At 70.8% G+C, this 25894-nt stretch carries 27 protein-coding genes and 1 pseudogene; 12 read left to right on the forward strand and 16 right to left on the reverse strand.

The features are described 5' to 3' along the window. Positions 1–8 precede the first annotated feature (8 nt). Entirely contained in the window at positions 9–938 is a 930-nt protein-coding gene (locus OG735_RS32310; RefSeq protein WP_327326666.1) for a DUF4349 domain-containing protein, read from the reverse strand. Positions 939–1064: 126 nt separating this feature from the next. Between OG735_RS32310 and hemG the strand changes: the two genes are divergently transcribed. Then, positions 1065–2492 carry a protoporphyrinogen oxidase gene (gene hemG / locus OG735_RS32315; RefSeq protein ID WP_327326667.1) on the forward strand — a complete coding sequence of 476 codons (1428 nt, stop codon included), beginning with the start codon at positions 1065–1067 and terminating at the stop codon, positions 2490–2492. A 4-nt stretch (positions 2493–2496) separates the two neighbouring features. Beyond that, positions 2497–3210, forward strand: coding sequence for a hydrogen peroxide-dependent heme synthase (gene hemQ / locus OG735_RS32320; protein ID WP_327326668.1), 714 nt, complete (start codon positions 2497–2499; stop codon positions 3208–3210). Positions 3211–3266: 56 nt separating this feature from the next. On the opposite strand, the gene OG735_RS32325 is transcribed toward hemQ, so the two are convergent. From OG735_RS32325 to OG735_RS32355, 7 genes are all read right to left on the reverse strand, one after another. Next, positions 3267–4868 carry an alpha/beta hydrolase gene (locus OG735_RS32325; RefSeq protein WP_327326669.1) on the reverse strand — a complete coding sequence of 534 codons (1602 nt, stop codon included), beginning with the start codon at positions 4866–4868 and terminating at the stop codon, positions 3267–3269. 99 nt (positions 4869–4967) lie between these two features. Further along, the gene (locus OG735_RS32330) at positions 4968–5741 is read right to left on the reverse strand and encodes a TIGR04222 domain-containing membrane protein (RefSeq protein ID WP_327326670.1); all 774 of its coding nucleotides are present in this window, start codon (positions 5739–5741) and stop codon (positions 4968–4970) included. A 63-nt stretch (positions 5742–5804) separates the two neighbouring features. Then, entirely contained in the window at positions 5805–6560 is a 756-nt protein-coding gene (locus OG735_RS32335; protein WP_327326671.1) for a DUF4142 domain-containing protein, read from the reverse strand. Positions 6561–6679: 119 nt separating this feature from the next. Then, a complete protein-coding gene (locus tag OG735_RS32340; RefSeq protein WP_327326672.1) occupies positions 6680–7699 on the reverse strand; it encodes a TIGR04222 domain-containing membrane protein in 1020 nt (339 codons plus the stop codon). A 5-nt stretch (positions 7700–7704) separates the two neighbouring features. Beyond that, complete coding sequence (locus tag OG735_RS32345; RefSeq protein WP_327326673.1) at positions 7705–9045, reverse strand: DUF692 domain-containing protein; 1341 nt, start codon at positions 9043–9045, stop codon at positions 7705–7707. 128 nt (positions 9046–9173) lie between these two features. Next, positions 9174–9935 carry a DUF4142 domain-containing protein gene (locus OG735_RS32350; RefSeq protein ID WP_327326674.1) on the reverse strand — a complete coding sequence of 254 codons (762 nt, stop codon included), beginning with the start codon at positions 9933–9935 and terminating at the stop codon, positions 9174–9176. Between the two features lie 108 nt (positions 9936–10043). After that, positions 10044–10760, reverse strand: a complete 717-nt coding sequence (locus OG735_RS32355) for an aminoacyl-tRNA hydrolase (RefSeq protein ID WP_327326675.1) — start codon at positions 10758–10760, stop codon at positions 10044–10046. A gap of 72 nt (positions 10761–10832) precedes the next feature. On the opposite strand from OG735_RS32355, the gene OG735_RS32360 reads away from it, so the two are divergent. Genes OG735_RS32360 through OG735_RS32375 form a run of 4 tightly spaced genes read left to right on the forward strand, consistent with a single transcriptional unit; the run spans position 10833 to position 13264 of the window. Further along, positions 10833–11510: an AIM24 family protein gene (locus OG735_RS32360; RefSeq protein ID WP_327326676.1), complete on the forward strand. Its 678-nt coding sequence runs from the start codon at positions 10833–10835 to the stop codon at positions 11508–11510. A gap of 44 nt (positions 11511–11554) precedes the next feature. After that, positions 11555–12373, forward strand: coding sequence for an ABC transporter ATP-binding protein (locus OG735_RS32365; protein WP_327326677.1), 819 nt, complete (start codon positions 11555–11557; stop codon positions 12371–12373). Beyond that, on the forward strand, positions 12370–13053 hold the full coding sequence (locus OG735_RS32370; RefSeq protein WP_327326678.1) for an ABC transporter: 684 nt from the start codon (positions 12370–12372) through the stop codon (positions 13051–13053). Before OG735_RS32365 ends, OG735_RS32370 begins: the two co-directional genes overlap by 4 nt. 10 nt (positions 13054–13063) lie before the next feature. Beyond that, a complete protein-coding gene (locus OG735_RS32375) occupies positions 13064–13264 on the forward strand; it encodes a hypothetical protein (RefSeq protein WP_327326679.1) in 201 nt (66 codons plus the stop codon). A gap of 123 nt (positions 13265–13387) precedes the next feature. On the opposite strand, the gene OG735_RS32380 is transcribed toward OG735_RS32375, so the two are convergent. Continuing rightward, positions 13388–14287: a polysaccharide deacetylase family protein gene (locus OG735_RS32380; RefSeq protein WP_327326680.1), complete on the reverse strand. Its 900-nt coding sequence runs from the start codon at positions 14285–14287 to the stop codon at positions 13388–13390. Between the two features lie 102 nt (positions 14288–14389). Beyond that, complete coding sequence (locus tag OG735_RS32385; RefSeq protein ID WP_327326681.1) at positions 14390–14902, reverse strand: MarR family winged helix-turn-helix transcriptional regulator; 513 nt, start codon at positions 14900–14902, stop codon at positions 14390–14392. Between the two features lie 350 nt (positions 14903–15252). On the opposite strand from OG735_RS32385, the gene OG735_RS32390 reads away from it, so the two are divergent. Together OG735_RS32390 and OG735_RS32395 are read left to right on the forward strand one after the other, a co-directional pair. Further along, positions 15253–15738 (forward strand): cupin domain-containing protein, encoded by a 486-nt coding sequence (locus OG735_RS32390; RefSeq protein ID WP_327326682.1) that lies wholly within the window; start codon positions 15253–15255, stop codon positions 15736–15738. Positions 15739–15891: 153 nt separating this feature from the next. After that, the gene (locus tag OG735_RS32395; protein ID WP_327326683.1) at positions 15892–17337 is read left to right on the forward strand and encodes a S1 family peptidase; all 1446 of its coding nucleotides are present in this window, start codon (positions 15892–15894) and stop codon (positions 17335–17337) included. Between the two features lie 60 nt (positions 17338–17397). On the opposite strand, the gene OG735_RS32400 is transcribed toward OG735_RS32395, so the two are convergent. Continuing rightward, complete coding sequence (locus OG735_RS32400; RefSeq protein ID WP_327326684.1) at positions 17398–17910, reverse strand: MarR family winged helix-turn-helix transcriptional regulator; 513 nt, start codon at positions 17908–17910, stop codon at positions 17398–17400. A gap of 98 nt (positions 17911–18008) precedes the next feature. Here OG735_RS32400 and OG735_RS32405 point away from each other — a divergent pair, with 98 nt between their 5' ends. Beyond that, on the forward strand, positions 18009–18422 hold the full coding sequence (locus OG735_RS32405; protein ID WP_327326685.1) for an organic hydroperoxide resistance protein: 414 nt from the start codon (positions 18009–18011) through the stop codon (positions 18420–18422). A gap of 6 nt (positions 18423–18428) precedes the next feature. Here OG735_RS32405 and OG735_RS32410 read toward each other — a convergent pair whose 3' ends face one another. The 5 genes and pseudogenes from OG735_RS32410 to zapE form a co-directional block, all read right to left on the reverse strand. Continuing rightward, on the reverse strand, positions 18429–19253 hold the full coding sequence (locus tag OG735_RS32410; RefSeq protein WP_327328526.1) for a PPK2 family polyphosphate kinase: 825 nt from the start codon (positions 19251–19253) through the stop codon (positions 18429–18431). A gap of 321 nt (positions 19254–19574) precedes the next feature. Beyond that, positions 19575–19850, reverse strand: a pseudogene (locus OG735_RS32415) (solute carrier family 23 protein); the annotation flags it as partial. Between the two features lie 114 nt (positions 19851–19964). Continuing rightward, entirely contained in the window at positions 19965–21347 is a 1383-nt protein-coding gene (locus OG735_RS32420) for an alkaline phosphatase PhoX (protein ID WP_327326686.1), read from the reverse strand. Between the two features lie 130 nt (positions 21348–21477). Further along, complete coding sequence (locus OG735_RS32425) at positions 21478–21903, reverse strand: OsmC family peroxiredoxin (RefSeq protein WP_327326687.1); 426 nt, start codon at positions 21901–21903, stop codon at positions 21478–21480. A 53-nt stretch (positions 21904–21956) separates the two neighbouring features. Further along, positions 21957–23066 carry a cell division protein ZapE gene (gene zapE, locus OG735_RS32430; RefSeq protein ID WP_327326688.1) on the reverse strand — a complete coding sequence of 370 codons (1110 nt, stop codon included), beginning with the start codon at positions 23064–23066 and terminating at the stop codon, positions 21957–21959. Between zapE and OG735_RS32435 the strand changes: the two genes are divergently transcribed. The 3 genes from OG735_RS32435 to murC all read left to right on the forward strand — a co-directional run bounded on the left by OG735_RS32435 (position 23065) and on the right by murC (position 25883). Continuing rightward, a complete protein-coding gene (locus OG735_RS32435) occupies positions 23065–23826 on the forward strand; it encodes a pyrimidine reductase family protein (protein ID WP_327326689.1) in 762 nt (253 codons plus the stop codon). The two genes, zapE and OG735_RS32435, sit on opposite strands and share 2 nt — an antisense overlap. Before the next feature lie 106 nt (positions 23827–23932). Continuing rightward, positions 23933–24403 (forward strand): indole-3-glycerol phosphate synthase, encoded by a 471-nt coding sequence (locus OG735_RS32440; protein ID WP_327326690.1) that lies wholly within the window; start codon positions 23933–23935, stop codon positions 24401–24403. An 82-nt stretch (positions 24404–24485) separates the two neighbouring features. Beyond that, positions 24486–25883, forward strand: a complete 1398-nt coding sequence (gene murC, locus OG735_RS32445; protein ID WP_327326691.1) for a UDP-N-acetylmuramate--L-alanine ligase — start codon at positions 24486–24488, stop codon at positions 25881–25883. The last annotated feature ends 11 nt before the right edge of the window (positions 25884–25894 follow it).

A 25894-nucleotide genomic window follows, 5' to 3' on the forward strand; every position in this document is an offset into this window, starting at 1 on the left:
GCGGCGGTTCAGTCCTGGCCGGGCCCGTGCACGGGCAGGGGGGCCGGCTGTGCGGTCTCCGGCGCGGGGCGCTTCGGCAGACGGGGCCGTATCGCCCAACGCCACAGGGCGTACAGCAGCGCGAACGCCGCGGCCCATGGAGCGACCGCCGCGATCGCGATCGCGATCCATAGCGCTGCCGTCACCAGCGCGTGCCAGCCGCCGCCGAGCGCGTCGAGGAAGCCGGGGCCGTCGTCCTCCACCTGCTGCCCCTTGTCCTCGTTCTCGGAGAGAGACAGGGTGATGGTGGCCAGCGTCGTACGGTCCTTGAGCGCGGCCTGCTGGGCGAGCAGCGACTCCAACTCCGCCTGTCGGCTGCTCAGTTGCCCCTCCAGCGTGACCACGTCGCTGAGCTTGGTGGCCCGGTCCATCAGCGCACGTACGCGGTTAACGCTGGCCCGCTGCGTCGCTGTACGGCTCTCCACGTCCACGACCTGGTCGGTCACGTCCTTGGCGTCGGCCTTGCGGGAGAGCAGCTTTCCGGCACCGGCCAGCTCGGCGAGGACCGCGTCGTACTTCTCCTGCGGGACGCGCAGGACGACGCGCGACGTCACATGGGTGTCGTCGATCCGTTCGGTGCTCTCGTTGGCGATATGGCCGCCGGCGTTCAGGGCCGTCCTGCGGGCGGCGGCGAGCGCCTTCGGGGCGTCCTTGACCTCCACGTCGAGCTCGGCCGTGCGGATGATGTGGGACGGAGCCAGGGAGACCGGCTGCTTCGGTGGCGTCCGCCGGGCGCCGGAAGCCGACTCGTCGGCCTGGTAGCCGCCGCCCTTCGCGCCCTGGGCCGCGGGCTTCGCGGCCTTGTTGTCCTGGGTGGATCCGGCATCGGCCCCACTGCACCCCGCGAGGGCGAGTGAAGCGGTGAGAAACAGTGCCGCGACCGTACGACGTGCACGCATGCAAGCCCCCCGGGACAGATGCTGAGTGTTGCCGGTTCGACGTTCGAGGCCGTGCCGGAGGTTGCCCCTTTCCGGTCCCGAAGCGGTCACGGTCAGGACTCGTTACGGGTCTGAGAGAGTTGATCCATGAACGCGGACACACGTACGGGTCATGTCGTCGTCATCGGAGGCGGCATCGCCGGTCTCGCGGCCGCGCACCGGCTGATCGCCTCCGGTGTGCGCGTCACCCTCCTCGAGGCCACCGACCGGCTGGGCGGCAAGCTGCAGGCCGGCGAGATCGAGGGCGCCCCCGTCGACCTCGGTGCCGAGTCGATGCTCGCCCGCCGCCCCGAAGCGGTCGAACTGGCCCGCGCCGTCGGTCTCGCCGACCGGCTCCGGCCGCCGGCCACCGCCTCCGCCTTCGTGTGGACACGGGACGCGCTGCGCCCGATGCCCAAGGGCCATGTGATGGGCGTGCCGAGCGACCCGGCGGCACTCGCGGGACTGCTCTCCGCCGAGGGCATCGCCCGTATCGAGCACGAACGCGACCTCGCACCCGTCGAGCTCGGTGATGATGTCGCCGTCGGCGCGTACGTAGCCGAACGCCTCGGCCGGGAGGTCGTCGACCGGCTGGTGGAACCGCTGCTCGGCGGGGTGTACGCGGGGGACGCGTACCGCATCTCGATGCGCGCCGCCGTCCCTCAGCTCTTCGAAGCGGCGAAGACCCACGACTCGCTGCTCGCCGCCGTACGGGACATCCAGGCGAAGGCCGCGCGGCAGCAGTCCGCCGGCCCGGTGTTCATGGGCATCGAAGGCGGCGTGGGGCAGCTGCCGGCCTCCGTCGCCGACGCCGTACGCGCGCAGGGCGGCGAGATCTTCATGGAGACGCCCGTCCTCGGTATGACCCGCAGTGCCGAAGGCTGGCAGATCCGCACCGACCAGCGCGTCATCGCCGCCGACGGCGTGGTGCTCGCGGCCCCCGCCTGGTCCTCGGCCGCGCTGCTGGCCGCCGAGTCACCGGCGGCCGCCGCGGAGCTCGGCCGGATCGAGTACGCCTCCATGGCCCTGGTCACCATGGCCTTCCGCCGCGCGGACCTGGCCGGGATGCCGCAGGGCAGCGGTTTCCTGGTGCCGCCCGTCGACGGCCGCACCATCAAGGCGTCAACCTTCTCCACCCGCAAGTGGGGCTGGGTCGACGAGGGTTCCGCCGACCTGTTCGTGCTGCGCACCTCCATCGGCCGGTACGGCGAGGAGGAGCATCTGCACCGCGAGGACGCCGAGCTCGTCGGCGTATCGCTGCGCGACCTCGGTGAGGCGACCGGACTCACGGCCCGGCCCGTGGCCACCGAGGTGACCCGGTGGATCGACGGACTGCCGCAGTACCCGGTCGGGCATCTCGCGCGCGTCGCCCGGATCCGCGACGAGGTCGCCAAGCTGCCGGGCCTCAGGGTCTGCGGCGCGGCGTACGACGGCGTCGGCATCCCCGCCTGCATCGCCGGCGCACAGCGCGCGGCCGACGAGATCATCGCCACGTCCACCCTGGTGCGGGGCACTGGGGACGACGCGGGAGAATAGCCTCATGACTGCACCGGAAAAGATTCCCAACGCGGGGAAGAAGGCGAAGGACCTCAACGAGGTCGTCCGCTACACCCTGTGGTCCGTCTTCAAGCTGCGCGATTTCCTCCCCGAGAATCGCGCCGGCTACGCCGACGAGGTCCAGGAGCTGTTCGACCAGCTCGCCGCGAAGGACATCACCGTGCGTGGCACGTACGACGTGTCCGGTCTGCGTGCCGACGCGGACGTCATGATCTGGTGGCACGCGGAGACCGCGGACGAGCTCCAGGAGGCGTACAACCTCTTCCGGCGCACCAAGCTGGGCCGCGCGCTCGAGCCGGTCTGGTCGAACATGGCACTGCACCGCCCCGCCGAGTTCAACAAGTCGCACATCCCGGCCTTCCTGGCGGACGAGACGCCGCGCGACTACGTCAGCGTCTACCCCTTCGTGCGCTCCTACGACTGGTACCTGCTGCCGGACGAGGACCGTCGCAGGATGCTCGCCGACCACGGCAAGATGGCCCGCGGCTACCCCGACGTGCGCGCCAACACGGTCGCGTCGTTCTCGCTCGGTGACTACGAGTGGATCCTGGCCTTCGAGGCCGACGAGCTGTACCGCATCGTCGACCTGATGCGTCATCTGCGCGCCTCCGAGGCCCGGATGCACGTCCGCGAAGAGGTGCCGTTCTACACCGGCCGCCGCAAGTCCGTCGCCGAGCTGGTGGCCGGACTCGCCTGAAAGACATGGTGGCCGGGCCCGCACGGAGCGGGCCCGGCCATCCCCGACCCGGAAGATCAGACGGCATGCGGCAGCCTGGGGCTCGCCGCCCTGCGGTCCAGCGACACCGGGTCCGGCTCCGGGTGCGGCGCGCACGAGGCGCGCCGCACCGGCGTCCTCCCGTGCAGCAGGTAGTCCTCCAGATAGCCGTTGACGCACTTGTTGTCGCCGCCGCCGATGCCGTGCGTACCGGCCTTCTCCTCCGTGATCAGCACCGAACCCTTCAGCCGCCGCGCCAGCTCAAGCGCCCCCTTGTACGGCGTCGCCGCGTCCCGCTGCGCCGCCAGGATCAGCACCGGAGGCAGCGCACCGCGCTGCGTGCGCACCTCCAGCGGCTGCTGCCGCGGAGCCGGCCAGAAGGCGCACGGCAGATTCATCCAGGCGTTGTCCCAGGTCTCGAAGGGTGCCTTGCGCGCCAGCGCGCTGTTGTCGCGGTCCCACACCTTCCACTCCGTCGGCCACGGAGCGTCGTTGCACTCGACGGCGGTGTAGACGGCTTGGCCGTTCTCCGCCTCCCGCGCCTCGGCCGCCTCCGGCGCCGCCTGGGCGATCAGCGGCTTCGCATTGCCCTTCAGATACTCGGACAGGGCGCCGGCGCGCCGCGTCCAGTAGCCGTCGTAGTAGCCGACCGCCAGGAACGCCGCGTGCAGTTCGCCGGGGCCGACCTTGCCGCCCGCCGGCTTTTCGGCCAGCCGGGCACGCACCCGCTCGTAACTGCGCGCCACCGCCTCGGGTGTGGCGCCCAGGTGGTACGTCTTGTCGTGCTTGGCGACCCAGACGCGGAAGTCCGCCCAGCGGCTCTCGAAAGCGAACGACTGGTCGAGGTTGTTGCGGTACCAGATCTGCTCCGTGGCCGGGTTGACCGCCGAGTCGAAGACCATGCGGCGCACATGGGACGGGAAGAGGGTCGCGTACAGGGCGCCGAAGTAGGTGCCGTACGAGGCGCCCATGAAGGTCAGCTTCTGCTCCCCGAGCGCCGCCCGCAGCACCTCCAGGTCACGGGCGTTGTTGAGCGAGGTGTAGTGGCGCAGCGCCTGTCCCGCGTTGCGCGCGCAGCCCTGCGCGTACGCCTTCGCCTGCGCGATCCGCTCCTGCTTGTACGAGGGGGAGGGCTGGACCGGTGCCGGGGTCGGCGCCTTGAGGAAGTCGGCCGGGGCCATGCAGGAGAGCGGCGCGGAGCGGCCGACACCGCGCGGGGAGTAGCCGACGATGTCGTAGGCGCGGGCGATGCCCTTCCACTCGGGGAGCGCGGCGGCCATCGGGAAGTACATGCTGGAGGCGCCGGGACCGCCGGGGTTGTAGATGAACGCGCCCTGGTACTCGGCCGGCTTGCCGGTCGCCTTCCCGCGGCTGACCGTCAGCTCGATCTGCCGGCCGGCGGGTTCGGCGTAGTCGAGCGGGACCTTCACCGTGCCGCACTGGATCGAATCGGGCAGCATCTCGGCTTCGGGGCAGCGTCCGAAGGCGATGCCCGCCGCGGCGGCACGCGCGGCCGCGACGGCCGTGCCGTGCGACGCGGCGGAAGCGGTGGTGGCACCGCCGGCCGGAGCGACGACGAGAGCGGACAGAACCAAGGAACCGAGGCTTGTCACGGCCCCGTACTTCGCAACTGCTCTCATCGCGTTCCTTTCGCGTGCACGGCGGCCGGCGGCCACGGGACGAAAGGGATCCTTGGCGGGACGATTAACGATGTAAAGCACCGATGTCCGGTGTCGGGGTCAATGACTCCGATGCGCCGTACGGCCGCCGGTGAGCGCCGCACGCAGGACCGGATCGTCGACGGCGCCGACACCGCGGACGGCGACTGCGGTCAGGAACGCGCGCTCGTCGCCGCCACTCCTGGGGGAGAGCGAGCCGAGCAGTCGCTGACCGGCGGGCGAGGCCCAGCGGGTGTACGGATGCACCTCGACCCGCGCAATGGCGAGACAGCCGAGAGTGAGCAGCAGGGGCAGCGCGAACCAGGCGAGGACCGGGGCGTCGGCGCCCTGCTCCTGAGGAAGCAGCAGCGTGGCGGCCGCCAGCGCCACGGTGAGTACGGTGGCGCCCTGCACACCGCGCACGGCGGAGGCGACGTGCGACCTGACGTTGTCGGGAACCGCGAGGCCGGCGCTGACGAGGCGGTCGGCCAGCGCCCGTACCGCGTCCGCGGCGGACGCAGCGGCTCGTACCGCCGCTGTCCGGGCCTGCCCCGCCGGCCCTATCGCTCCGATGACCGAGCGCTCCAGATCGTCCTCGCACTCCGGGTCGACGACCGTGGCCCAGCCGGTGTGCGCGAGCAGCAGCCTGCGGCGGCGGTGCATGGAGACGAGGGTGAGATCGGTGACCCGGTGCGGGCCGCCGGCCAGGAACGCGGCCTCGTACAGAGTCAGCGCCTGCTTCCGGCCGGGGCTCTCGGCGGCGGGGCGAGCGGCTTCTACGGCAGCGAGACAGAGCCGGGCGCAGCTGGTGCCCGCCGCGGCCCATGCGACCAGCACGAAGAGGACCGAGAACATGGCCGAGTTCTACGCGAGTTGTCCTCCGGTCCGCCATGGGCTGTTCACCATGTGGACCGGGAGTTATTCGTTCGTGACGGTGGGGCGTGGGCGGGAGACCGGGGGCGGCAGCGGGAAGAACGGGGTCGGTGTCGGCGTGGCGGGGCCGGCCGGCGGCGGTGTCGCGCCGCGGACGGGCGGTGGCGGCCCGGTGGGGCTCGCGGTCGTCGTGGCGGCGTCGTCGGCGGCGATGGCGTCGTAGTCGACGAGGCCGGTTGCCTCAAGGACGTTGATGTGGTCGAGGACGGTGGTGTTGGCGTCGTCGGCCAGTGCGCGCACGAGTGTGTTGCGGGTGCTGTTGCGGATGTCGGCGACGAGGGAGAAGACCTTGCCGTGGGCCCGGCGCAGGATGTTCGCGAACTTGGTCTCGTACTCCTGGCCGCGCGCTTCGCTGAACTCCTGCAGCCAGCCCCGCTGCTGGGCCGTCGGCTGGCTGGGCAGCTCCATGGTGAGCCGCGCCGCGACCTCGCGGACGCGGGCGTCGAGATAGGTGTGGCCCTCGACGAGATGCTCGCCGGCCACTCTGACCGCAACGGTCGGGGCGCGGCCGACGGCCTGCTGGCCTGCGGGGAGTTCCCACAGGCCGGCAAGTCTGACGCGGACGATGAAGTCCCGGTCGGCGGCGGAGAGCGGACCCCAGCGGGTGGGGACGGAACCTGCCCGGAGATTGGCGAGGCCGGTTCCGGAGCGGTCGTCGTACGACCAGATCGGGAAGAGAAGCGCGGCGATGGTCGCCGTCAGAGCGACGACGATCAGGCCGGTGCCGGTGAGGGAACGCATGCTGCCTCCTGCGTGCGGTCCAGCACGCTAGTCGGCTCGGGCGTGATCCCGTGGGCTGTTGGGTGAAGTAGGAGACATGAAGTACGTGAGGTGACGTACGAGCCAGGGGTCGGTGCGGGTCAGGAACTGCTGCTGCCACCGCAGCTCGAGCCCCCGGACGAACCGCCGCAGCTGGAACCGCCCGAGGAACCGCCGCAGCTGGAACCCCCGGACGAACCGCCGCAGGCGGAGCCGGATCCGCCACCGCAGCTCGAACCGCCACCGGAGGAGCCTCCGCAACTGGAGCTGCCACAACCGGAACCCGGGCTCGATCCGGCGCACCACACGGCCACCGAGTCCGGGTACGAGGTGGACGAGTGGTTCGACGCCGAGTGGCCTCCTCGGACGCCTGCGGTGACCCGCGCCGCCGCGGTCAACTGGGCCTGGAGCGCGGGATCCGGCACGGCACGCAGGCCGTGGAGCGCGACCAGATGAGCCGGTGAGTACGCCTGGGCGTACTGAACACGGTACGAGCGGAGCGCGTCCCGCCCGGCCGTACTGATCCGGCGCCGGGCGCGGCCCGCCATGATGAAGCCGATCACGATGCCCGCGATCAGGGCCGGCAGGACCAACGCGATGAACGGTGGCCCGGAGTCGACCGATTCGTCCGCGAGGAAGCTGACAACGGTGAGGGCGAACGCGAGCGGCAGGGCCAGCACGCACAGGATGCCCTGGGTGAGACCCCACACGGCCGGAACCCGGTTCTGCCCGGGCGGCACCATCAGCCCGCGTGCGGCGAGGCCGTCGCCGATCGCCTGCACGCCGGGGCTGCGCATCGCGGCGATCCGGAGTGTGTGCAGCGCGCCGGTCGGGGCGACGGCGAGTTCGTCGAGTACCGCGCGCTCGACCGGGTCGTGGGCGACCGGATTCCGTACGGCGACGATGCCCGGGCCGCCGATGGCGAGCCGGCCGTCCGCGTGCAGGGCGGCGAGCGCGGCGTCCACCACCCGGGCGGGGCCGCCGCTGAGGAAGGCGGCCTCGTAGACGTCGTGGATACCGCCGCCGGCCGGGTGGCGGCGCTGGGCGGCGGACACCCGGATGATCAGCGCGACGGAGGAGGCGCCGACGGCGAGATAGACCAACACAGCGAGCAGGGTCATTCCGCTCACCTCCTGACAAGAGCGGCACGGGCCGCGCGTACGAGACGGGTCGAGCGGCGCGGCGGATGCGGCGCGACGCGCTCCTCCCACCAGCGGGTCAGCAGGCGCCGGGCGTTGTCGTCCGCGGGCCGCCCGGCGACGAGGAGCTGCTCGGCGAAGTCGAGCGCGTCGCGGCGGTACCCGGCGCGCATGGGGCGGGACTTGGCGTACGCGAGAAACGCGGCGCGATAGCCCGCGCCGAGTATCTCCGGCAGCTCGGGCGCGACCTTGGCGACGACATCGGCCCGCTTGGCGGCGAGGGCACGGCTCTGCACGCGCAGGCGCCGGGAGTCGAAGCCTTCGGGGGCGGGGGTGCCGGCGACGAGTGCGGAGAGGAGGGCGGCCTGGTCGAGGGCGACGCGCTCTCGTGGGGCAGGAGAGTCCCCCCGACCCGTCTCGACCCGGCCGCAGGCCGGCCCCTCGTGGGCGCGGGCTTCCCCGCGCGGGCCGGAAGCCGTCGAGCGCCCCCCGTGCGGGCCCGGGGACGCGGCCGCCGCCAACGTTGCGCGGATCGTCGTCAGTTCCGCCGAGAGCTCGGCCGCGGGCGGGAAGTCGTCGTCCCGCTCCAGCAGTACGCCCGGCGGGGACACCCGGGAGCGGAGCTCCGTCAGGACGTCCAGGACCGGCTGGGTCACCGGATGGGCGTGGGTGTCGTGCCAGACACCGTCGCGTTCGATGCCGCCCGCGACATGGACGTACGCGATCGCCTCGACCGGGAGTTCGTCCAGCGCCGCCGACGGGTCCTCGCCCCGGTTGACGTGGTTCGTGTGGAGGTTGGCCACGTCGATCAGCAGGCGTACGCCCGTGCGCTCGACCAGTTCCGCGAGGAACTGGCCCTCGGTGAGCTCCTCGTCCGGCCAGGAGATCAGTGCCGCGATGTTCTCCAGAGCCAGCGGCACCGGCAGCGCGTCCTGCGCGATACGGACGTTCTCGCAGAGCACCTTCAGCGCGTCCCAGGTGCGCGGCACCGGCAGCAGATGGCCCGCTTCCAGCTGCGGCGAGGCAGTGAGCACGCCACCGGCCCGTACGAAGGCGATGTGCTCCGTGACCAGGGGCGCGCCGAGCGCCGTCGCCCGCTCCGCCAGGTCGGCGAGCCGCTGCTCGGACGGGCGGTCCGCGCCCCCGAGGCCCAGCGAGACGCCGTGCGGGATGACCTTGACGCCGCGCGAGCGCAGGCGGGTCAAGGCGGCGGGCAGATGGCCCGGGCAGATGTTCTCCGCGACAACCTCGACCCAGTCGACGCCTGGCAGTTCCTCCACCGCGTCCGCGATCTCCGGGCGCCAGCCGATGCCTATACCGAGTTCCATGAGTCCCCTCCCCCGTGCCGTGTGACGGTGCGTGCAGGGCCTATGGCCCCGCCGGACGGCGGTGAATCCGGAGGAGGGGACGTTCAGAGGTTGATTTGAGGTTCCGGCGGACCGGAGTTACCGACGGGTCACGGACGGTTGGTGTTGATCGCTGTCGGTGCTCCCGGCTGGGTGGACGGACGCGAGGTGAAGGACTGGTCCCCGCTCGGCGACACGGGTGCCGGCTGCGGCGGCAGGTTGCCGTTCGGCGGCGGCGGACCTGTCGGGCTGGCCGTCGCCTTGCCGGCCGCCTCGTTGGCGATGGCGTCGAAGTCGACGAATCCGGTCCCCTCCAGCATGGTGATGTGGTCCAGGACCGTCTGGTTCGCGTCGGTCGCCAGCTGCCGGATCAGGGTGTTCCGGGTGGTGTGCCGGACCTGGGCGATCAGTGCGAAGACCTTGCCGTGCGCGTTGCGCAGCAGGTTCGCGAACTTCCGCTCGTACTCCTCGCCGCTTGCCGCCGACAGCTCCTGCAGCCAGCCCTGCTGCTGCTCGTTCGGCTGGTTCGGCAGTTCGATGCTGAGCTTCGCCGCGACGTCGCGCGCCCGCTTGTCGAGGTCGGTGTGGCCGACGATGAGGTGGTCGCCCGCGTCCTTGATCGCCTTGGTCGGGGCGCGTTCGATCGCCTGCTGTCCTGCGGGCAGCTCCCAGAGTCCGGCCAGCCGGACCTTCACCAGGAAGTCCCGGTCCGTGGCCGTGAGTGGTCCCCACTGGGTCGACACGGCCGCGGCGTTGAGATTGTCCTGGCCGGTGCCGGAACGGTCCGCGTACGACCACACGGGGAACGCCAGCGCGCCTACCGTGGCGACCAGGGCCGCGATGATGAGTGCTGTCCCGTTGATGCGCCGCAACAAAGTGCCTCCAGAGCCGATACGTTCCACGGCAGATCAACCGCCGGCTGAAACAGCGTTCAACCTACTTGGCGGTACTCATAGGTACGTAACGAGGGGCTCCAGTGTTCAGCCGCGCAGCGACGGATGATCCGCGACCACCGTGCAGGAGCCCGGAGCGATCTCGGTGAAGCCCGCGTCGCGCACCACCGGCAGGCCGCTGACCGTGAGTTTCCGCCAGTGCGCGGGCTCCGCGGTGCGCACCGAGAGCGGGAAGCCGGCCTCGCGCCACGCCTTGCGGTCCGCCTCCGACAGCTCCCACCAGGCGAGTTGGGCACCGTGGCCGGCCTGCGCCATCGCCTTGCCCGCCGACATGTCCAGATCCGGGCTCAGCCACAGCACCGGAGCGGTGGGATCGGGCGCGGCGGGCGGCTCGGGGTCGTCGAGATCCGTGCCCGACACCTGGAGCTTGGCCAGCTCCTTCGGCCAGCCGTCCAGTGGGACGGGCGGGAAGACCCGTACCTCTGCGGTCCCGCTCGTCACGGTGATGCCCGGCAGCCCCGCGGCCTTGCGCCACTCGGCGCCGCGCGCCCGCCGCACCACCTTGCGGATCCGGGCGTCCTGCCAGTCCCGCATCGTCTGCGCCCACTCGCCTTCGCCCAGCGAACGCTCGTCGCTCAGGATGTCGAGCACGGCGCGGGCAGCGGACTCCAGCGCGTCGGTACGGGCCGGGGGTTCGGCCTTCTCGATGTGTACCACCAGCGGAAGAACGAACTGCCGGGCCTCGTCACGGGAGGTGATTTCGTGCCGAAAGGGACTGTCGGGGATGGTTTCGTCGCTGCTCACACCGCCCAGTCTGCCAGCCGTTCCGGTCGGGATTATTGGCGGAACGGAGGCCTCCGGGCGACGATGCACGCCATGAAGAGCGATCTCTTTGCCTCGGAGAACACGGCGCAGCAGGCTTCGGTCCCCGGAATGAGTCTGCAGAACGCCAAATCGGTCAAGTACACCGTCAACGGCGAGATGCACGCACGGCAGGGATCAATGGTCGCCTTCCGCGGAAACCTCCAGTTCGAGCGCAAGGGCCAGGGCATGGGCGGCATGCTCAAGCGCGCCATGACGGGCGAGGGCCTGCCGCTGATGGCGGTACGTGGGGAGGGAGAGGCCTGGTTCGCGCACGAGGCCCAGAACTGCTTCATCGTCGATATCGAGCAGGGCGATGCGCTCACCCTCAACGGTCGCAACGTCCTCTGCTTCGACGCCTCCCTCTCGTACGAGATCAAGACCGTGAAGGGCGCCGGCATGACCGGCGGCGGCATCTTCAACAGCGTCTTCACCGGCTACGGAAAGCTCGCCGTCGTCTGCGAGGGCAACCCCATCGTGATACCCGTCACGGCGCAGCAGCCGGTGTACGTCGACACGGACGCGGTCGTCGGCTGGAGCGCTCAGCTGCACACCTCACTGCACCGCTCGCAGTCGGTCGGCTCGATGATCCGCGGCGGCTCCGGCGAGGCCGTCCAGCTGATGCTCCAGGGCGAGGGATTCGTGATCGTACGGCCCAGCGAGCTCACGCCGCAGAAGGCGGCAGCGCACTGAAACTCCAAGGAGTCGGCCGCCGTTACGGCCTCGGCGGACCATGGGTGCTGCGCGGAGTCGATCTCGAGCTGCCCGCGCGGGCCCTGGTCCGCGTCAAGGGGACGAACGGCAGCGGAAAGTCCACCCTGCTGCGGCTGCTGGCCGGGATCGACGCCCCGACCGAGGGGCGGATCAGCGGCCGGCCACGTACGGCGTACGTCCCCGAACGCTTCCCGGCCGCGCTGCCGTTCACCGCGACCGGCTATCTGACGCGCCTCGGGCGGATCCACGGTCTCGGGCGCCGGGCCGCCGAGGCGCGGGCCGGCGAGTGGCTGGAGCGCTTCGGGGCCGCGGGCCACGCCCGTACCCCGCTCGCCGAGCTCTCCAAGGGCACCAGCCAGAAGGTGGCAGTGGCCCAGGCGCTGCTCGCGGAGCCGGAGTTGCTGGTGCTCGACGAGGCGTGGACGGGCCTGGACACGGTGGCGCGCGAGGAGTTCGACCGAGCGGTCGTGGAACGGGTCGCGAGCGGGACCACAGTCGTCTTCGTCGATCACGACCCGCGCCGACTCGCGGGGGCCGTGGACGCTGTCCATGTATTGAGCGGGGGCGCTCTGGTACGTCGCCGGAGCGGGACCGGCGCGGCCGAACAGGGGCCGCTGGTGCGGATCGAGGTGGCGGGACCGCCCGGTGCGCCGGTGCCCGACGGGCTGCCCGGGGCGCCGACGCACGAACCGGGCCCGGAGGGCAGCAGGGTGCTGACGGTGGCGGCGGTGCACTCCGACGCGCTGCTCAGAGCTCTGCTCACGGCACGGCCGCCGTGGCACATCCGCCAGTTGAGCCGGACCGGAGCCGCCGCCACGACGACGGGGCAGGTGGCGTCATGACCGCACTGTTCGGCTATCAGACCGCCCTGCTGCTGCGTTCACAGCGCTGGCTGCCGCCCGTCCTGCTGTACGGGATCTTTCTTGTCGTCGGTGTGCAGTCGGGGCAGCCCGTGCTGGACTCGTTCGGCTACGCCGCCGGCGCGCTGCTGCCGGTCACCGCCTGGCTGGTCCGGGTCTGCGCAACCCAGGAGCCCCCGGCCGCTCGCAGCATCGCGGCCGCCGCGACGAGCCCGCCGCGCGTGCATCTGGCGTCCCTGCTCGCCGCCGTGGCGTGCGCGGGGGCACTGGGCGCTGTGGGAACGACCGTGATCGCCTTGATCAGCAAGGCGACGAGCGCCGACAACCGGGTGGCGATCCCACTGCTTCCCGCCACGGCCGCGGGGCTGCTCGCCGTGGCGGTCTGTGTGCTGACGGGGGCGGCGGTCGGCGCGCTGTGCACGCGGCCGCTGCTGCACGCGCGGGGTTGGTCGCTCACGGCCACCGCGCTCGTCGCGCTGCTGGCGCTGGTGACCAGCGGTTCGCCCGCCAAGTACGCCCTGACCGGGCTGGTGACCGGCTCGCGGACGGGGACGGTGCAGCTGTCCGTACTGCCGCTGATCTCCGCGCTGCTGGTCGCGGTCGTGGCGGGCGCGCTGGCCTGTGCGCTGAGCTCGCTCCGCGGTGCGGACGGCGAGAGTTAACCTCGTACGCATGGACGAGCCGCACCAGCAGGACAAGCCGCAGGAGCCGTACTGCGAGACACCTGCCGCCCCCCTGGCGGCCGGCGGGCCGCCGTTCGCCGAATGCGTGCTGTGCCGGAAGCCGACCGAATACCCGGAGTCGGTGAAGGGCGCGACGCTCTGCCCCGTCTGCGAGTGGCAGGAGGCCCAGCGGACGGCCTGCTCGGGCTGAGATCAGGCCCCTGCGGCGATGATCAGGCCCGTGCGGTGATGATCAGCCCGTGCGGTGATGATCAGCCCGTGCGGCGATCGCGGACGGACAGGCTGCCGGACGGCCCCGGTCAACCATGCGCGTTCACGCACCCCGCATCAGGTCGGAGACCTTCACAAAGCGGTAGCCGCGCCTGCGCAGCTCCGGGACGATCTTGCGGACCGCCTGCTCCGTGACCGGCGCGGCGCTGCGCGTGCAGTGCATCACCACCAGCGACCCCGGCTGCACGCCCTTGAGTACCTGCTCGGCGACGGCGTCCCCGTCCGTCGCGAAGGCGTCGCCGCTCACGACGTCCCACTGGACTGCGGTCACCTTCGCCGGAGCCAGGGCTCGCAGGGCCGCGTCGTTGTAGCAGCCGCCGGGGAAGCGGAAGTACGGCACCACATTCCGGGCCCCGGCCTTCTTGAACGCGGCGAAGGCCCGGTCCACCTCGGCCGCCATGGCGTTCTTCGCGACCAGCGGCAGGCCGTAGCAGGGCGACTTGAAGGCGTAGTGGCTGTAGGAGTGGTTGGCGATTTCGAACAGCGGGTCGTTGCCGATCTCCTTCGCCTGATACGGGTACTCCTCGGCCCAGCGGCCGGTCATGAAGACCGTCGAAGGGACGTTGAGCCTCCGGAGCGAGGCGATCAGGGCGGGGTTGTCGAAACGCTCGCCACGCTCGGCCCGGGGCCCCTGGTCGGCGGTCATGTCGGCGTCGAAGGTGAGTGCGACGGTTTTCTCGGCCTTCGCGGCCGACTTGGGTGCGCGCTCGAAAACGGGCGTCAGGCCGCCGGGCCCGGGCGCGAGGGTCGGAGCCTTCCGCACCTTGTCCGTGAGCGGCTCCCCGGGCTCCCCGGGCTTCCCGGGCTTCCCGGGCTCTGCGGGCTCTGCGGGCTTTGCGGAAGCGGCCGCGTCCGTTCTGCGGGGTGAGGGATGGGCGGAACCGCCACCGTTGCCGCTGGAGCAGCCGACGAGCACGGCGCCCATCACGGCAGTGGTCAGCATTCTTCGTACAAAAGTGATCACCGACGGAAACTATCTGATCAGTCGGACTGTAGGAGTGCACGGCGCACGCGCGCCGGGGTTACGTTCCGTCAGAAGGCGGGCTCAGCTACCCGTCCAGCCCAGCGGGTGGAGTTCGACCGGCCGCGAAGGGGCATCAGGTTCCCCGCCCGCCTCGCTGAACGCGGTGAGTGCCGCGATCAGCGCCGCGCGCTGCTCGGGGGCCAGGCGCTCGACGATCGACGCGATCTCCCGGCGGCGCCTGGCCATCACGACCTCGACGATGCGCACGCCCTCCTGCGTCAGCTGAAGCACCGTCTCGCGCCGGTTGTCCTGATTGGTCTGCCGGTCCACCAGGCCGATGGCGATGAGCCGGTCCACCATGCGCATCGCGGTCGACGGGCTGACCGCGAGTCGCTCCGCGAGCAGTACGAGCTTCGCGGCGCCATGGGTGGACAGCACGACCAGCAGCCGGAACTGTGGGAGCGTCACCCGGTCCTCGACCGAGGCCAGGGATCGCGCGGACACGGCGACCAGCAGTCGGGACGCGGTCAGCACGGCTCGGGTCACCGCCTCCACATCGTCCATCCCGCCGGAGGCAGCTGTCTGTTCGGCCATGGCCTCTTTCCATCCTGCTCCGCCCCGCTGGTGGGAGCGCTGTTGAACATCGCGGTCGCGCCCTGCGTACTTCCCCCTGCGTGCCGTGCCGACCGTCACAACCGGCTCCCGAACGCCAGGATCCTCGGCGTCGAGCCGGCAGCCACGACAGGAGATTCACAAGGTGCGCTGTTTCTATTGCACTGTGCAATGATGCCCGAGCGGAGGGCCTGTTGGATGCCGGGCCTCTGCTCGGGGGCGGCACTGGCACCGTGACGCAGTTCAACACCGCATGCCTGCCTGTCGCCGGGTCCTCCGTTGCGAAGGCGTGGGTGCCGCTCTCCGAGGACCTTGTGCTCAGGAGGAACGACATGGCTGTGCCCCCCGCCGGCGTGCTCGCCGACATCGCCGACCTGCTTCATGACCTGCCCGCCGACCGGGGCGGTGCTCTGTGGCGCCTGTCCGAGGAAGGGCGGCAGCTGGACGCCAACATCATCCGCATGCTGCCCGCCGCCCGGGTCGCCGGCCATGTCGAACCGGATCTCGACGTGTTGCTGTGTGTGCTGAGCGGCAGCGGCCGACTGGAGACGGACACCGGTGGGCGGCAGGAGCTGGCGGCCGGGTGCGTCGCCTGGCTGCCGCGTGGCGTCCGTCGTGCGCTCTTCGCCGACGAGGACGGACTGGTCTATGTGACGGTGCACTGCCGCCGTCCGGGACTCGCCATCCGCAGCGCCGCCGTGGCGCAAGGCGGCGAAGCGGCATGTCTGCTCAACCGGATCTGTCCCGGCTGCGATCTTCCGGCCGGGGAGATCGGCGCACGTTACTGCAGCCGGTGCGGCAGCCGACTGCCGTCATGAAGGCCCCGGGGAGACCTGATTGACGGTTCGTCAGGAAACTTCTTTTGCAACGGCGATGAGTACAACTCCCGCCCCATCCGTATCAAGGGTCGGACGCGTCCCCCGGTTTCCGTCGGCAACCGGACTCCGCACCCCCCTACAGGAGGCGACGAGTTGAGTCACAGGCGAATACCCAAGCGCAAAGCCGTTCTTGCGGGAGCCGGAGCGGCGGGCATCGCCGCAGCGGCCATCCTGCTGCCCCACGCCAACGCCTCGCAGTCCGGTTCCGGTTCTGCGGCACAGTCGAACCCGAAGACGATGAGCGCCGCATCGGCGGCAGATCTCGTCTCAAGGCTGGCCCCGAAGCTCGGCGAGGCCTTCGGCGGGGCCTACTACGACGCCGCCAAGCAACAGATCATCATCAATGTCGTCGGCGACGACAGCAAGGTCGTCAACCAGGTCAACAAGGCCGGCGCGGTGGCGAGGAGTGTCGAGAACAGCGCGGGCGAACTGAAGTCCGCCGCGAGCACACTGGCCGAGAAGGCCACCATTCCGGGAACGGCTTGGTCCGTAGACCCGAAGACCAACCAGATCCTTGTCACGGCGGACCGCACGGTCGCCGGTGAGAAGTGGAACAGGCTCGAGTCGACTGTGAAGTCTCTGGGCAGCGGCATGGCCCGGATCCAGAAGTCGGCAGGAGAGTTCAAGCCCTTCGTCTCGGGCGGCGACGCCATCTTCGGCGGCGGCGCGCGCTGTTCGCTCGGCTTCAATGTGACCACCCAGGGCGGTCAGCCCGGCTTCCTCACCGCGGGGCACTGCGGTGTCGCCGCCAAGCAGTGGTCCGCGGAACAGAACGGCGCGCCCATCGGCACCGTCCAGGCGGCCACGTTCCCGGGCGACGGCGACTTCTCCCTCGTCACGTACGACGACCCGGCGACCCAGGCCCCGAGCGAGGTCAACGTCGGTGGCGGGCGGACCGTGCAGATCAAGCAGGCCGCCGACGCGGCTGTCGGCCAGCAGGTGCTCCGTATGGGCAGCACCACCGGCCTGAAGGACGGCCAGGTCACCGGTCTGAACGCCACGGTGAACTACCCGGAGGGCACCGTCACGGGTCTCATCCAGACCAATGTCTGTGCGGAACCGGGCGACAGCGGAGGATCGCTCTTCACCCAGGACGGAAACGCGATCGGCCTCACCTCGGGCGGCAGCGGAGACTGCACCTCGGGCGGCGAGACGTTCTTCCAGCCTGTGACCACGGCGCTGGCCGCGGTGGGCGCCCAGATCGGCGCGGGCGGTAATGCGGGCGCGGGCAACGCGGGCGCGGGCAACGCGGGCGCGGGCAACGCGGGCGCGGGTAACGCGGGCGCGGGTAACGCGGGCGCGGGTAATGCGGGCGCTGGCAACGGTTACGCGGGCGCCGGAAACGGTTACGCGGGCAACGCGGGCGCCGGCAACGTGGGTGGCGCCGACGCCGGTGCCGCGGTCAACGGCGGCGCGGCAGGCAACGGCGGCGCCGCGGTCAACGGCGGGGCGGCAGGCAACGGCGGCGCCGCGGTCAACGGCGGGGCGGCAGGCAACGGCGGCGCCGCGGTCAACGGCGGGGCGCACAACGCCGGCTGACACCAACACCCGCAGGACAGCACGCGGCCCCGGGCGTCGACCGATGCCCGGGGCCGGGCGTCATTCGGCCTCTTCGTCGGCAGCCGCGCAGTCGGCGGCCGTGCCGTCGAGTTCGGCCGTGTCCAGCGTGGCGGTCAGCGCGTCGAGGCCCGCGCGCAGCTCGCGGATCCGGTCCAGAGACATGCCCGTCGCGGCCGCGATCCTGCGCGGCACGTCCAGTGCCTCCTCGCGCAGCGCGGCGCCCGCGGCGGTGGGGCGGGCGGTGACGGAGCGCTCGTCCTCGATGCTGCGCCTGCGCTCCACGTAACCCGCCGACTCCAGCCGCTTGAGCAGGGGTGACAGGGTGCCCGAGTCCAGGCGCAGATGCTCGCCGATCCGCTTCACCGGCAGCTCGCCGTGCTCCCAGAGCACCAGCATCACCAGATACTGCGGGTAGGTGAGGCCGAGGTCCTTGAGCGCGATCCGGTAGACGCCGTTGAAGGCCCGGGACGCGGCGTGCAGCGAGAAGCAGATCTGGTGGTCGAGGCGGAGGAAGTCCTCGTCCGGCACGGTTGTCAGTGTCGTCTTCTCCATGGAGCCAGGGTATACCTCACATCATTCAGTTGTGCACAACTGAATTGTGTGTCACTATCGTGTCAACGGTTCTCCACGGACGAAAAGGGATGCAACTCATGGACGCGCTCTACACCGCTGTCGCCACCGCCAACGGCCGCGAAGGCCGCGCTGTCAGCTCCGACGGCCACATCGACCTGCCGCTCGCCTTCCCCCAGGCGCTGGGTGGCAACGGCCAGGGCACCAACCCCGAGCAGCTCTTCGCCGCCGGATACGCCGCCTGCTTCGCCAGCGCCATGGGTGCCATCGGCCGTCAGGAGAAGATCGACGTCAAGGACGCCTCGGTGACCGCCGAGGTCAGCATCGGCAAGGACACCGACGGCGGCTTCGCCCTCTCCGTGATCATGCGGGTCGAGCTGCCCGACCACCTGCAGGGCGAGGCGGGCCGCGATCTGCTCGAGAAGACCCACGCCTACTGCCCGTACTCCAAGGCCACCCGCGGCAACCTGCCGATCGAGCTCGTCATCGAGTAAAGCCGGTCAGGCTGCCTCGAGCAGCCGCTTGCGGCACTCCTCCACATCGAAGCCGGCTGTGGGGTACTGCGGATCCAGTGCCTCGAGGTGCTCGAGCAGCAGCTTGCTGATCGCCCAGTTGCGGTACCACTTGCGGTCGGACGGTACGAGGTACCAAGGCGCCGCCTCCGTCGAGCAGCGCTTCAGGGCGATCCCGTACGCCTTCTGGTATTGCGGCCACAGTGCGCGGTCCTCGATGTCGCTGGGGCTGAACTTCCAGTGCTTCGCCGGATTGTCGAGGCGCGCCAGAAGGCGGCGGCGCTGCTCCTCGTAGCTGATGTGGAGGAACACCTTCACGACCGTGGTCCCCTTCTCGACGAGTTCCTCCTCGAAGTCGTTGATCTGGCGGTAGCGGCTGCCGAGATGGCGGCGCGGGACCAGTTCGTGGACGCGGGCGATCAGTACGTCCTCGTAGTGCGAGCGGTCGAAGACCCCGATCTCGCCGGGCACCGGCAGGGCCCTGACGATGCGCCAGAGAAACGGGTGGTTCCGCTCCTCGGGCGTCGGGGTCTTGAACGCCTTGATCCGGCAGCCGGCCGGGTTGAAGAGGCCGACCACATGCTTGAGCGTGCCGCCCTTGCCGCTGGTGTCCATGCCCTGGAGCACGAGGAGGAGCCGGCGGCGGTCGCCCGTCGTGCTCGCCGCGTAGAGACGCTCCTGGAGGGCGGCGAGCCGTTCACCCATCCGGGCTGTCGCCGCCAGTCCGGCGGCCTTGTCCGCAGGGCCGGCCGGGGTGGCTCCGGGGTCGTACGAGGAGAGGTCGACGGGTTCGCCCCCAGGGATGCGCAGCAGCTCACGGAGTTGAGCCGGCCGCTTCTGCCTCTTCCCCCCGTCCTTCGCCGTGCGCTCCTTCGCGTCCTTCCCTGCCTGCTTCTTCGCGGCCTTCTTCTCGTCCTTCTTGCCGTCCTTCTTGGCCACCGCGTGCCCCTTCCGGCTCCGGTCCGTTCCCTCGATCGTGCGACGGAACCCCGGCTCCCGCGAGCGTGGTGTGGTGGAAGAGCAGGTGCAGCGCGAATGCCGTGACAGCCGCGCTCGTGTACCGCTGCCGGTGATGATCTGCGCCCAGGACGGGAATCCGTCGTAGATCCCGTCGGCCGTCTCCGGCAGCAGACCCACACCCAGCGACACCGAAGCGATGGTCAGGTTGTGGCTCTGCCCCAGGTCGACCCGGCGCAGCGTATTGATGCCGACCAGCGTGACCGTGGCGAAGAGCACGAGGCCCGCCGCGCCGACGACCGGTCCCGGCGGTGCCGCCACCACCTCGCCCAGCTTGGGGACCAGGCCGAGCACGACCAGAATGCCGCCCGCCACCGCCGTGACGTTGGCCGGCCCGGCGAGCGGCGGCCGTCGGTCGACGGGGTGGCGGAAGTCGGCATCCGGAGCATCCATGGCAGGCCTTTCGCGAGACTGACCAGCATTGATGCAGGCGATCTTTGAGACCGTGGGCGGCTGCGTTACGCACGTGTTGCGCCGCACCCGCCCCCGTCCGGGTGGCTCAGAGGATCAGCACCACGGCCCGGTGACCGCGAACGTCGTGCCGGGCGTATAGCAGTTGACGTACATGGTCTCCCCGTCCGGCGAGAAGCTGACGCCCGCGAACTCGCCCCATTCCGGCTCCTCGGACGTGCCACCCGCCGCGGCAGCGGCCGAGGTGATTGCCTGAGCGTTGCGCGCCATCGGGTAGACCTCGCCGCGCTTCGTCAGCCCGTACACATGCTGCTTGCCCCCGCCGTCCTCGCACACCATCAGCCCGCCGCCGGGCGCGAGACAGATGTTGTCGGGAGATTCGCCGGGCAGCTGGATGTCCGTGCTCGGACCGAAGACGATCACCAGAGTGAGCCGGCGCCGGTGCGGCTCGTACTTCCACACCTGTCCGAAATGGTCTGCGGCCGAGCCCGCCTTGCTGACGGCGAAGCTGGAGACGAAGTAGACCGAGCTCCCGCCCCAGTAGCAGCCCTCCAGCTTCTGGGCGTGTGTGATGCCCTTCGGGCCGAAGTCCTGCAGGCGGACCGGGGTCTCCTTCGCCTGGCTGTCCGGTACGGGCACCCACTCGATCCGGTCGAAGCTCGCGCCGGTCTCCTGGATCGCGGACAGGTCGGGCGCCCCGGGCACCCGCATCGCCTCCAGCGTCCCGCCCGCGCGCAGCGAGCCCGTCCCGCCGAGCGGTTTGTTCGGCAGGAAGCGGTAGAAGAGCCCGAACGGCCGGTCGAAGGCGTCCTCCGTCTCGTACACGATCCCGCTCTTCGGATCGACGGCGATCGCCTCGTGCTGGAACCGGCCCATCGCGGTGAGCGGTACGGCTCCGGTACGGCGCGGATCGGCGCCGTCGACCTCGAAAATGAAGCCGTGGTCCTTGGTGTAGCCATTGGTGCCGGCTCGGTCCTCGGTCTCCTCGCAGGTGAGCCAGGTGCCCCACGGAGTGGGCCCGCCCGCACAGTTGACGGCCGTGCCGGCGATGGCGACGCGCTCGGACAGCACATTGTTGCGGCTGTCCAGCTCAAGGGCCGTACAGCCGCCCTTGCCCATCGGGTCGTAGGTGAGGCCCTCGACGGCCGGGACAGCGATCTTGGCGGTGACGCGGTTCTCGTGGTTGCGCACCAGGTGGACGCGGCCGCGCCGGCCGGCGAAGGCCGACATGCCGTCGTGGTTGCTGGGAACCTTGCCCTCGCCCGAGCGCAGTGGATCTCCCTCGCGGGAGAGAACCTGGTAGCGGAAACCTTTCGGCAGATCGAGCAGCCCGGCCGGGTCGGGGACGAGCGGGCCGTACCCGCTGTGCCCACGGGCGGCCGCGGTGCCCGCGAAGAGTTCGGAGAAAGCACCGGTGAAGGCGATCCCGGCGCTCAACGCACCGGTACGAGCCAGGACTTGACGTCGTGTTGCGGACATGGGGCAACTCCCTGCTGGCGGACAGGAGATGTGACCCGCACGTGTGTATCACGCGGTTCGGTGACACGAGAACCGTGCGGGCCACTATGCCTTTGTGTGTGGCTGTGCTTGTCGCCGCGCCCCGGCCGGGTCAGGCGAGGGAAGCGCTGAGCGTGATCGTCGTACCCGCCAGGGCCTGGCTCACCGGGCAGTTCTTCTTGGCGTCCTCGGCGGCCGCGGCGAAGGCGTCCGCGTCGAGACCGGGGACCTCGCCCTGCACCGTGAGGTGGATGCCGGTGATGCCCTCACCGGGCTGGAAGGTCACATCGGCCTTGGTCTCCAGCCGGGTGGGCGGGGTGCCGGCGCCGGTCAGACCGTGCGAGAGGGCCATGGAGAAGCAGCTCGAGTGGGCGGCCGCGATGAGCTCCTCGGGACTGGTTTTGCCGTTGGCCTGCTCGGCGCGGGACGGCCAGTTGACCGGGTAGCTGCCGATGCCCGACGAGTCGAGGGTGACGGTGCCCGAGCCCTTGAGCAGCTCGCCTTCCCAGACCGTGTGCGCCGTACGCGTGGTGGCCATGATGGTTCCCCTTCTGCTGACTAGGAGGGCTTTCGGCCCCCAAAGCCCCAAACCTACTGCCCCACAAGCCCCTTCGCGTCCCGGGCCAGCGCGGTGAGCCGCGAGATCGCCCGGAAGTACTTCTTCCGATAGCCGCCGTTCAGCATCTCTTCGCTGAAGAGCCGGTCGAAGGGCATTCCCGAGGCGAGCACCGGCACCTCCCGGTCGTACAGCCGGTCGGCGAGTACGACCAGTCGCAGGGCCGTCGACTGGTCGGGGACGGGCCGGACATCGGTCAGGCAGACCGCGCGCAGACCGTCGGTGAGTGCCCCGTACCGGCTCGGGTGGACCTTTGCGAGGTGGTCGAGGAGATGCGGGAAGTCGTCCAGGGACGCGCCTTCGGTGGCGTACGCGGTCTTGGCGACCTGCTCGTCGGAGTACGGGGGAGGGGCCTCGGGCAGCCCGCGGTGACGGTAGTCCTCGCCGTCGATCCGCAGCGGCCGGAAGTGCGCGGAGAGCCCCTGGATCTCGCGGAGGAAGTCGGCGGCGGCGAACCGGCCCTCGCCGAGCTTGCCGGGCAGCGTGTTGGAGGTGGCCGCCAGCGCGACGCCCGCGTCGACGAGCTTTCCGAGCAGCGTCGATACGAGGACGGTGTCGCCCGGGTCGTCCAGTTCGAATTCGTCGATGCAGAGCAGCCGGTGCCCGCTCAGTGTCTGCACGGTCTGCTGGAAGCCGAGCGCGCCCACCAGGTTCGTCAGCTCCACAAAGGTGCCGAAGGCCTTGAGTGACGCGTCCGCCGGGGTGGCGTGCCAGAGGGAGGCCAGCAGATGGGTCTTGCCCACGCCGTAGCCGCCGTCGAGATAGACGCCGCGCGGCCCGGTGGGGGCCGCGGGCTTCTTGCTGAACCACTTGCGCTTGGCGGCGCCGCTCGCGTGTGCCCCGCCGAGGCCCGCCGCGAAGGAGCTCAGGACCGTGACCGCCTCGGTCTGGCTGGGCTGGTTCGGGTCGGGGACGTAGGTGTCGAAGCGCACCGAGTCGAAGCGCGGCGGCGGCACCATCTCGGCGACCAGACGGTCGGCGGGTACGCGCGGCTCGCGGGCGCACAGGGACAGTGGGGCCGCTTCGGTTATGGGGCTTGTCGACACAGTTCCCAACTGTAAGGGCCGTGCCAGACTGCACAGCATGCGACGCCTGTTCCCTGTGACCGATCCGACAGCCGCCGTGGACCGCGAGTGGTCCCTGGACGAGCTGGCCGACGCCTATGGGTATCCGGACGGGGGCGGCCCCTGGCTGCGGGCGAACATGGTCTCCACGCTGGACGGGGCGGCCCAGCACGAGGGCCGCTCCCAGCCGATCTCCTCCGACACGGACATGCGGATCTTCGGCACCCTGCGGGGTCTCGCCGACGCGGTCGTGGTCGGCGCGGAAACGGTACGCCTCGAGGGCTACCGCCCCGCCCGTGCCCGCGAGGCCTTCGCCGAGCGGCGGGCCGCGGCCGGCCAGGGCCCCGCCCCCGCCATCGCCGTGGTCAGCGCCTCGCTCGACCTGGACCTCTCGCTTCCGCTGTTTGCCGAGCCGCTCGTTCCGACGCTGCTGCTGACGGGGGCCGCGGCGCCCCCGGACCGTATCCGGGCGGCGGAGAAGGCGGGCGCGGAGGTGGTGATCGCCGGGGACGGCCCCGGGGTGGAGCCGCCCAGGGCGGTACGGGCGCTCGGCGAGCGGGGACTGGTCCGGCTGCTCACCGAGGGCGGGCCGCGGCTGCTGGGTCAGTTCGTGGCGGCCGGGGCGCTGGACGAGCTGTGTCTGAGCCTGTCGCCGACACTGACGGCGGGGGACGCGCAGCGGATCGCGGGCGGACCGGCGCTGGCTGTTCCGGAGAGGTTCGCCCTGGCATCGGTACTGGAGGAGGCAGGGTTCCTTTTCACCCGCTACCGTCGCATCTGACAATCGGCGGAATTTGCCGTTCCGGTTAGTTTCCGCGAGGCACACTTACTCTCGCAGACCCCGTGCGGGCACGGGGAAGGATGGTTTCCGCAGAAGGGCTCCTGACGTGTTCACAAGCGTATTGATGATCGAGAAGCCCCTGACCTCCGAGGACGTTGAATTCGTCACCACTCTGCACGGGGAGGAGAACATCTCCTTCATCGTGCTGATGCAGCCCCGGGGCGATCAGGCCGATCTCCTGCTGCGCGCCATCGACGACGTGGCACTCGGCGAACTGAAGGAGGCCGTCCGCGAGGGCGACGAGCCCGAGGGGAAGGATGCCAAGGGCCCCGCCGAGCTCGCCCTGGAGCACTCGCTCGGGGCGCTCCGGGCGGCGGGCTGCGAGGCCGTCGGCCAGGTCGTCGAGGACCATCCGCTGGACAAGCTGAAGTCCGTGGTGGACGAATCGGGCGCCGACGAGGTGATCGTGCTGACCGCGCCGCACTATGTGGAGGAGTTCTTCCACCGGGACTGGGCCTCCCGGGCCCGCCACAAGGTCGGCGTCCCCGTGCTCAAGCTATTCGCGCACAGCGAATAGGCTGGAGCCCCGCACGTACTCGCACGCACTCGCACAGCGTTACGTGGACATCTCTACTCGTACATCTTGGGGAGACACACGCATGGCACCCGCCGTCCCTAGCGCCATGGAACGCCCGCACTTCATCGGCATCGGCGGCGCCGGAATGTCGGGCATCGCGAAGATCCTCGCCCAGCGCGGCGCGAAGGTGGCGGGCAGCGACGCGAAGGAGTCGGCCACGGCGGAGGCCCTGCGCGCGCTCGGCGCCACCGTCCACATCGGGCACGCGGCCGAGTACCTGTCGACCGACGCCAGCTGCGTCGTCGTCTCCAGCGCGATCCGCGCCGACAACCCGGAGCTGGCGCGCGCGACCGAGCTCTCCGTACCGGTCGTCCACCGCTCCGACGCGCTGGCCTCGCTGATGATCGGGCTGCGCTCGATCGCCGTCGCCGGTACCCACGGCAAGACCACCACGACGTCCATGCTGGCCGTGGCCCTCACCGAGCTGGGGCTCGACCCCTCGTACGCGATCGGCGGCGACCTCGAAGGGCCGGGGACGAACGCCCGCCACGGTGCGGGCGACATCTTCGTCGCCGAGGCCGACGAGAGCGACCGCAGCTTCCAGAAGTACGCCCCCGAGGTCGCGATCGTCCTCAATGTGGAGCTCGACCACCACGCCAACTACGCCTCGATGGACGAGATCTACGACTCCTTCGAGACGTTCGTCGGCAAGGTCGTCCCGGGCGGCACGCTGGTGATCTCGGCGGACCAGCCCGGGGCGGTCGAGCTCACCGCGCGCGTCCGCGACCTGTCCACGCTGAAGGTCGTCACCTACGGCGAGTCCGAGTCCGCCGACGTCCGCGTCCACAAGGTCACCCCGCGCGGCCTCACCAGCGAGGTCACGGTTCTGCTCGGTGGCCGGTTCCTCACCTTCACCGTCTCGGTCCCCGGCAGCCACTACGCGCACAATGCCGTGGCCGCCCTCGCCGCGGGCGTCGCGCTCGGCATCCCGGCGCACAATCTCGCCTCGGCCATCGGCAAGTACACCGGCGTCAAGCGCCGTCTCCAGCTCAAGGGCGAGGCCGCCGGCGTCCAGGTGATCGACTCGTACGCGCACCACCCGACCGAGATGACCGCCGACATCGAGGCCATGCGCGGCGCGGCGGCGGACGCCCGGCTGCTGGTCGTCTTCCAGCCGCACCTCTTCTCCCGTACGCAGGAACTGGGCACGGAGATGGGCCAGGCGCTCGCGCTGGCGGACGCCTCGGTGGTCCTCGACATCTACCCGGCCCGCGAGGACCCGATCCCGGGCATCACCAGCACCCTGATCATCGACGCCGCCCGCACGGCAGGCGCCGATGTCACGGCCGTCCACGACAAGGCGACCGTCCCCGACGTCATCGCGGGAATGGCGAAGCCGGGCGATCTGGTTCTCACTATGGGCGCGGGTGACGTGACGGACCTCGGTCCGGTCATCCTGGCCCGTCTGGCCGGTAGGTAGAACCTGAGGGA

Origin of the sequence: Streptomyces sp. NBC_01210, from assembly GCF_036010325.1 — a bacterium.
Lineage (GTDB): Bacteria > Actinomycetota > Actinomycetes > Streptomycetales > Streptomycetaceae > Streptomyces.

Excerpts from the sequence above, each read along its gene's own strand:
- OG735_RS32325 (WP_327326669.1), bottom strand. The coding sequence starts at position 4,868 with ATGAGAGCAGTTGCGAAGTACGGGGCCGTGACAAGCCTCGGTTCCTTG.
- OG735_RS32420 (WP_327326686.1), bottom strand. The coding sequence starts at position 21,347 with ATGTCCGCAACACGACGTCAAGTCCTGGCTCGTACCGGTGCGTTGAGC.
- OG735_RS32405 (WP_327326685.1), top strand. The coding sequence starts at position 18,009 with ATGGACGCGCTCTACACCGCTGTCGCCACCGCCAACGGCCGCGAAGGC.
- zapE (WP_327326688.1), bottom strand. The coding sequence starts at position 23,066 with ATGCTGTGCAGTCTGGCACGGCCCTTACAGTTGGGAACTGTGTCGACA.
- OG735_RS32360 (WP_327326676.1), top strand. The coding sequence starts at position 10,833 with ATGAAGAGCGATCTCTTTGCCTCGGAGAACACGGCGCAGCAGGCTTCG.
- OG735_RS32390 (WP_327326682.1), top strand. The coding sequence starts at position 15,253 with ATGGCTGTGCCCCCCGCCGGCGTGCTCGCCGACATCGCCGACCTGCTT.
- OG735_RS32340 (WP_327326672.1), bottom strand. The coding sequence starts at position 7,699 with ATGACCCTGCTCGCTGTGTTGGTCTATCTCGCCGTCGGCGCCTCCTCC.
- hemG (WP_327326667.1), top strand. The coding sequence starts at position 1,065 with ATGAACGCGGACACACGTACGGGTCATGTCGTCGTCATCGGAGGCGGC.
- OG735_RS32375 (WP_327326679.1), top strand. The coding sequence starts at position 13,064 with ATGGACGAGCCGCACCAGCAGGACAAGCCGCAGGAGCCGTACTGCGAG.
- OG735_RS32330 (WP_327326670.1), bottom strand. The coding sequence starts at position 5,741 with ATGTTCTCGGTCCTCTTCGTGCTGGTCGCATGGGCCGCGGCGGGCACC.
- OG735_RS32400 (WP_327326684.1), bottom strand. The coding sequence starts at position 17,910 with ATGGAGAAGACGACACTGACAACCGTGCCGGACGAGGACTTCCTCCGC.
- OG735_RS32335 (WP_327326671.1), bottom strand. The coding sequence starts at position 6,560 with ATGCGTTCCCTCACCGGCACCGGCCTGATCGTCGTCGCTCTGACGGCG.
- OG735_RS32385 (WP_327326681.1), bottom strand. The coding sequence starts at position 14,902 with ATGGCCGAACAGACAGCTGCCTCCGGCGGGATGGACGATGTGGAGGCG.
- hemQ (WP_327326668.1), top strand. The coding sequence starts at position 2,497 with ATGACTGCACCGGAAAAGATTCCCAACGCGGGGAAGAAGGCGAAGGAC.
- murC (WP_327326691.1), top strand. The coding sequence starts at position 24,486 with ATGGCACCCGCCGTCCCTAGCGCCATGGAACGCCCGCACTTCATCGGC.
- OG735_RS32310 (WP_327326666.1), bottom strand. The coding sequence starts at position 938 with ATGCGTGCACGTCGTACGGTCGCGGCACTGTTTCTCACCGCTTCACTC.
- OG735_RS32435 (WP_327326689.1), top strand. The coding sequence starts at position 23,065 with ATGCGACGCCTGTTCCCTGTGACCGATCCGACAGCCGCCGTGGACCGC.
- OG735_RS32380 (WP_327326680.1), bottom strand. The coding sequence starts at position 14,287 with ATGCTGACCACTGCCGTGATGGGCGCCGTGCTCGTCGGCTGCTCCAGC.
- OG735_RS32345 (WP_327326673.1), bottom strand. The coding sequence starts at position 9,045 with ATGGAACTCGGTATAGGCATCGGCTGGCGCCCGGAGATCGCGGACGCG.
- OG735_RS32370 (WP_327326678.1), top strand. The coding sequence starts at position 12,370 with ATGACCGCACTGTTCGGCTATCAGACCGCCCTGCTGCTGCGTTCACAG.
- OG735_RS32425 (WP_327326687.1), bottom strand. The coding sequence starts at position 21,903 with ATGGCCACCACGCGTACGGCGCACACGGTCTGGGAAGGCGAGCTGCTC.